A 5,013-nucleotide genomic window follows, 5' to 3' on the forward strand; every position below is an offset into this window, starting at 1 on the left:
CCATATCTTTGCCTGTTTCTCCGCGCCCCCCCCCCCCCCCCCCCCGGCCCCCCCCCCCCCGCCGGGGGCCCCCCCCCCCCCCCCCCGGGCCCCCCCCCCCCAGGCCCCGGGCGCGCGGCCCGGCACCGTGCCCCGGCCCGCCCAACGGCCCGCCCGCCTCGCGCCCCCCGCCCGGGTGCCCGAGCCTGGCACGGGGAACCCGGCGGCCGGACGGGCCGTTGATCCCGACGAGACCGATCGTTCACAGGAGGCAGTGATGGCAGGTTTTCTCGACCGCGCCAAGGAGCAGGCCCAAAGCGCCCTTGAGCAGGGCAAACAGAAGGTGGACGAGGTCCAGCAGCACCGGGCGGGCAACGACCTCCTCAAGAAGCTGGGCACCGCCTACTACGCCGAACACAGCGGCAGCGGCTCCCCGGAGGCGACCCGGAACGCGCTGAGTGCGCTGGAGGCACACATCAGCGCGCACGGGGACGCGTTTCTGCGGTCGTAGACCGGGCGGAGCGGGGTACGGCCGTCGGCCGCCCGGGCCGACGGCGCCCCCTCACCCCCGCTCCTCCCGATAGGCCGCCGCCTCCTCCAGGTCGAGGCGGCGGAGCAGGGTACGCAGCATCTCGTCGTCGATGCGGCGGGCGTCGCGCAGGCGGACGAAGACGCGGCGTTCGGCGTCGATCATCTCGCCGGCCAGGCGGCGGTACGTCTCGTCGGCGGTCTCGCCGGTCGTCTCGTTGACGGTGCCCAGCCGCTCCCAGACGGCGTTGCGGCGGCGCTCCATCACGGTGCGCAGCCGGTCCTCCAGGGGGCCGGGCAGGGCGTTGCGGTCGTCGGTGAGGAGGGCGTCAAGGCGTTCCTCGGCGGCGCGGGAGGCTTCGTTCTGCGCCTGGGCCTCGGCGAGGGTTGCGGTACGCGCGTCGCGGCCGGGCAGCTTCAGGGCGCGGATCAGCGGCGGCAGCGTCAGCCCTTGGACGACGAGGGTGCCGATGACGGTGGTGAACGTCAGGAAGAGCACCAGGTTGCGGGCGGGGAACGGGCCGCCGTCGTGCACCGTCGCCGGGATGGAGAAGGCGATGGCCAGCGACACCACGCCCCGCATCCCGGCCCAGCCGACGATCAGCGGCGCCGCGGCCGTGACGTCCGGCTCCCGCTCCCGGATACGGGCCGACGCGCGCGGCAGATACGTCGCCGGGAAGACCCACACGAACCGCGCCACCACCACCGCCGCGAAGACGAGCGCGGCGTACACGGCGGCCTGCGCGCCGCTGAACTCCCCCAGACCGCGCAGCACCACCGGCAGCTGGAGCCCGATCAGCGCGAAGACCGCGCACTCCAGCAGGAACGACACCATGCGCCACACGGCCGCCTCCTGGAGCCGGGTCTCGAAGTCGACCTGCCAGGAGCGGTGCCCCAGGTAGAGGGCGACGACGACCACGGCGAGCACCCCGGACGCCCCGATCTGCTCGGCGGCGGCGTACGCCACGAACGGGATGAGCAGCGAGAGCGTGTTCTCCAGCAGCGGCGACGCCCGCAACCGGCGGCGCAGCCAGTGCAGCGGCGCCATCAGGACGAGGCCGACGCCGATACCGCCCAGGGAGGCGACGGCGAACTCCTCGGCCCCGCCGCCCCAGGTGGCGCCCGCGCCGACCGCCGCGCCCAGGGCCACCTTGTAGGCGGTGATGGCGGTGGCGTCGTTCACCAGGGACTCCCCCTGGAGGATCGTCGTGATCCGGCCGGGCAGTCCCACGCGGCGGGCGATGGCGGTGGCCGCGACGGCATCGGGCGGCGCGACCACGGCGCCCAGGACGAGCGCGACGGTCAGCGGCAGATCCGGGATGGCCAGGTGGGCGAGGAGGCCGACGGCGAGCGTGGCGAAGAGGACGTAGCCGACGGAGAGCATCGCCACCGGCCGCCAGTTGGCCCGTAGGTCCAGGTAGGAGCTTTCCAGGGCCGCGGAGTGCAGCAGCGGCGGCAGCACCAGCGGCAGCACGATGTGCGGGTCGAGGGTGTAGTCCGGCACCCCCGGGACGTACGCGGCGGCGATCCCGGCGGCGACCAGCAGCAGCGGCGCCGGTACGGGCGTACGCCGGGCGAGCGCGGCGACCGCGGCACTCCCCGCGATCAGCAACAGCAACGGCATGATGTCCATCGGCCCGTCCCGTACCCCTCTGACACCCCGGCGCGGCCCGCCTCCGGCGCCGCCGTTCTACCCTGGCCATCATGAGCGAGTGTGTGCACGTCCATGATCTGCCACGCGCCGAACCCGCCCCGCTGAGCGACACCTGCCCGGAGTGCCTGGAGGTGGGCAGCCACCCGGTCCAGCTGCGGCTGTGCCTGGTCTGCGGCCATGTCGGCTGCTGTGACTCCTCGCCGTTCCGCCACGCCACGGCGCACTACGAGCGGACCGGCCACCCGGTGATGCGCTCCTTCGAGCCGGGCGAGTCCTGGCGGTGGTGCTTCACCGACCAGCTCCTGGTGTGAGGGCGGCGGGGCCCGGCCCCGGGGCGCTCCACGGCCGCCGCGCGACGGTCCGGACCGCGCGCCCGGCCCGGGTCACGGTCGCGCTCCGGCACCCCGCCCGGTGGCGCTCCGGGCACCTTTCCCGGCCTCCCTGCCGGGCTGTCACCGGCGCGGTTTAGCCTGGCGGCATGATCCGCGAAGCAGCCGTCGCCGACGTCCCCGTCATCCTGGCCATGATCCACGAACTCGCCACGTACGAACACGCCCCCGAGGCCGCGCAGGCGACCGAGGCGCAGCTCACCGAGGCGCTCTTCGGCCCCCAGCCCGCCGCCTTCGCGCTGATGGCGGAGGAGGACGGCGAGCCGGTGGGCTTTGCCCTGTGGTTCCGCAACTTCTCGACATGGACGGGCACGCACGGTGTCTATCTGGAGGATCTCTACGTCCGCCCCGAAGCACGCGGCGCGGGTCACGGCACGGCGCTGCTGGCGGCGCTCGCGGAGATCTGCGTCGCCCGCGGCTACGAGCGTTTCGAGTGGTCCGTCCTGGATTGGAACGAACCGTCCATCGGCTTTTACCGGTCGATCGGCGCGCAGCCCATGGACGGATGGACGGTCTTCCGGCTCACTGGAAAGGAACTGCACGCCCTCGCGGACACCACGCGGGTCAACGGAGCGTCACCGTCGAGGATTTGACGCCCCCAACCCCTAGCCACTGTACGTACTCATATGTTTACAATGAGTGACGACAACGGTTTCGGGAGCCCCCGGATCCGTTCGCATTCCGGACGACAGCCATGCTCTTTCCAGGCGACACCGGCCCGCGGATCGCGGTAGCGTCACAGCCGACCATGTGCTGCGCCGCACCATCGCCACGTCCTGCGGGAACAACCGGCGGATCGACCGGAGCGGCACCGTGGCCACGCACGTCAGCTCAACACGTATCAGCTCAATCCAGCTTGTGCCACCTTGGAGGTGAGGGTGTCCCAGATCGCAGGCGAGCCCGGGACCCAGGACTTCGTGGAAGTCCGGCTGCCCGCTGCGGGTGCCTACCTTTCCGTGCTGCGTACGGCCACGGCCGGACTCGCAGCCCGCTTGGACTTCACCCTCGACGAGATCGAGGACCTGCGTATCGCGGTGGACGAGGCGTGCGCGATCCTGCTCCAGCAGGCCGTCCCCGGCTCCGTGCTGAGCTGCGTCTTCCGTCTCATCGACGACGCGCTGCAGGTGACCGTCTCGGCGCCGACCACCGACGGCCGCGCACCCGAGCGCGACACCTTCGCCTGGACGGTGCTCTCCGCGCTGGCCGGCAAGGTCGATTCCGCCGTCGCCGAGGACCGTACGGTCACCATCAGCCTCTACAAGGAGCGCGGCGCCGGTCCCGGACCGTCATGACCGAACAGGGGGCCCCGTGAAAGATCTCGAACGCGGCGCGGGGATCGCGCCGGGTGCGACCATCCCGGACCAGCAGGCCCGGCCGCACCCGACGGGCGCGGACGACCCCGGCGGCCGGCCGGACGCAGCGGAGCAGGCAGAGCGGGCGGACCACATGGACGACAGCGAGCAGCAGGGCGAGCGGGCGCAGCACACGCCGCGTCCGCCCCAGGAGACCCCGGAGCCCCAGGGCGCTCCGGAGCCCCCGCACGCCCACGAACCGGCGCACGCCCACGACCCGCACAACCGCAGCGGCGCACGGGCGATGTTCTACGAGCTGCGGGAGCTCCCCGACGGCTCCCCGCAGCGCGCGGAGCTGCGCAACACCCTGGTGCAGATGCACCTCCCGCTGGTCGAGCACCTGGCACGCAGGTTCCGTAACCGCGGCGAGCCCCTGGACGACCTCACCCAGGTCGCGACCATCGGCCTGATCAAGTCCGTCGACCGTTTCGACCCGGACCGCGGCGTGGAGTTCTCCACCTACGCGACGCCCACCGTCGTCGGCGAGATCAAGCGGCACTTCCGGGACAAGGGCTGGGCGGTCCGGGTGCCGCGCCGTCTCCAGGAGCTGCGGCTGTCGCTGACGACGGCGACCGCCGAGCTGTCCCAGCGGCACGGCCGGGCGCCGACGGTCCACGAGCTGGCGGAGCATCTGTCGCTCTCCGAGGAGGAGGTCCTGGAGGGCCTGGAATCGGCGAACGCCTACTCCACGCTCTCCCTCGACGTCCCGGACACCGACGACGAGTCCCCCGCGGTGGCCGACACGCTCGGCGCGGAGGACGAGGCGCTGGAGGGCGTGGAGTACCGCGAATCCCTCAAGCCGCTGCTGGAGGATCTGCCGCCGCGGGAGAAGAAGATCCTTCTGCTGCGGTTCTTCGGCAACATGACCCAGTCGCAGATCGCCCAGGAGGTCGGCATCTCGCAGATGCACGTCTCCCGGCTGCTGGCCCGCACCCTGGCCCAGCTGCGCGAACGGCTCCTCGTCGAGGAGTGAGCACCCGGCCGTGACAGACGGAGGGGGGGGGGGGCGGGGGGGGGGGGGCCGCCCGCGCCCCTGGCCCCGCGGGGGCCGCCCGGCCGGTTCGCCCCGCGCGCCGGGGGGGCCGGGTGTTGACCCCGCGCCGCGCGTGGG

6 protein-coding genes are annotated in these 5,013 nt (G+C 73.1%); 5 read left to right on the forward strand and 1 reads right to left on the reverse strand.

Annotated features, from left to right (window positions below):
• Positions 1–256 precede the first annotated feature (256 nt).
• Positions 257–490 carry a hypothetical protein gene (locus ACFWWQ_RS26945; protein ID WP_384601218.1) on the forward strand — a complete coding sequence of 78 codons (234 nt, stop codon included), beginning with the start codon at positions 257–259 and terminating at the stop codon, positions 488–490.
• A 51-nt stretch (positions 491–541) separates the two neighbouring features.
• On the opposite strand, the gene ACFWWQ_RS26950 is transcribed toward ACFWWQ_RS26945, so the two are convergent.
• Positions 542–2,140 (reverse strand): Na+/H+ antiporter, encoded by a 1,599-nt coding sequence (locus ACFWWQ_RS26950; RefSeq protein ID WP_384601221.1) that lies wholly within the window; start codon positions 2,138–2,140, stop codon positions 542–544.
• Between the two features lie 71 nt (positions 2,141–2,211).
• Between ACFWWQ_RS26950 and ACFWWQ_RS26955 the strand changes: the two genes are divergently transcribed.
• The 4 genes from ACFWWQ_RS26955 (at position 2,212) to ACFWWQ_RS26970 (ending at position 4,875) form a co-directional block, all read left to right on the forward strand.
• A complete protein-coding gene (locus ACFWWQ_RS26955) occupies positions 2,212–2,472 on the forward strand; it encodes a UBP-type zinc finger domain-containing protein (protein ID WP_384601224.1) in 261 nt (86 codons plus the stop codon).
• 167 nt (positions 2,473–2,639) lie between these two features.
• Entirely contained in the window at positions 2,640–3,143 is a 504-nt protein-coding gene (locus ACFWWQ_RS26960; RefSeq protein ID WP_384601226.1) for a GNAT family N-acetyltransferase, read from the forward strand.
• Between the two features lie 285 nt (positions 3,144–3,428).
• A complete protein-coding gene (locus tag ACFWWQ_RS26965; RefSeq protein ID WP_143940718.1) occupies positions 3,429–3,842 on the forward strand; it encodes an anti-sigma regulatory factor in 414 nt (137 codons plus the stop codon).
• Between the two features lie 16 nt (positions 3,843–3,858).
• The gene (locus ACFWWQ_RS26970) at positions 3,859–4,875 is read left to right on the forward strand and encodes a SigB/SigF/SigG family RNA polymerase sigma factor (RefSeq protein WP_384601229.1); all 1,017 of its coding nucleotides are present in this window, start codon (positions 3,859–3,861) and stop codon (positions 4,873–4,875) included.
• The last annotated feature ends 138 nt before the right edge of the window (positions 4,876–5,013 follow it).

The organism is Streptomyces sp. NPDC059080 (genome assembly GCF_042739975.1).
GTDB classification, from domain to species: Bacteria; Actinomycetota; Actinomycetes; order Streptomycetales; family Streptomycetaceae; genus Streptomyces; species Streptomyces benahoarensis.

Bases quoted from the DNA above. Each gene is read 5' to 3' on its own strand.
- ACFWWQ_RS26945 (WP_384601218.1), top strand. From the start codon at position 257: ATGGCAGGTTTTCTCGACCGCGCCAAGGAGCAGGCCCAAAGCGCCCTT.
- ACFWWQ_RS26950 (WP_384601221.1), bottom strand. From the start codon at position 2,140: ATGGACATCATGCCGTTGCTGTTGCTGATCGCGGGGAGTGCCGCGGTC.
- ACFWWQ_RS26955 (WP_384601224.1), top strand. From the start codon at position 2,212: ATGAGCGAGTGTGTGCACGTCCATGATCTGCCACGCGCCGAACCCGCC.
- ACFWWQ_RS26960 (WP_384601226.1), top strand. From the start codon at position 2,640: ATGATCCGCGAAGCAGCCGTCGCCGACGTCCCCGTCATCCTGGCCATG.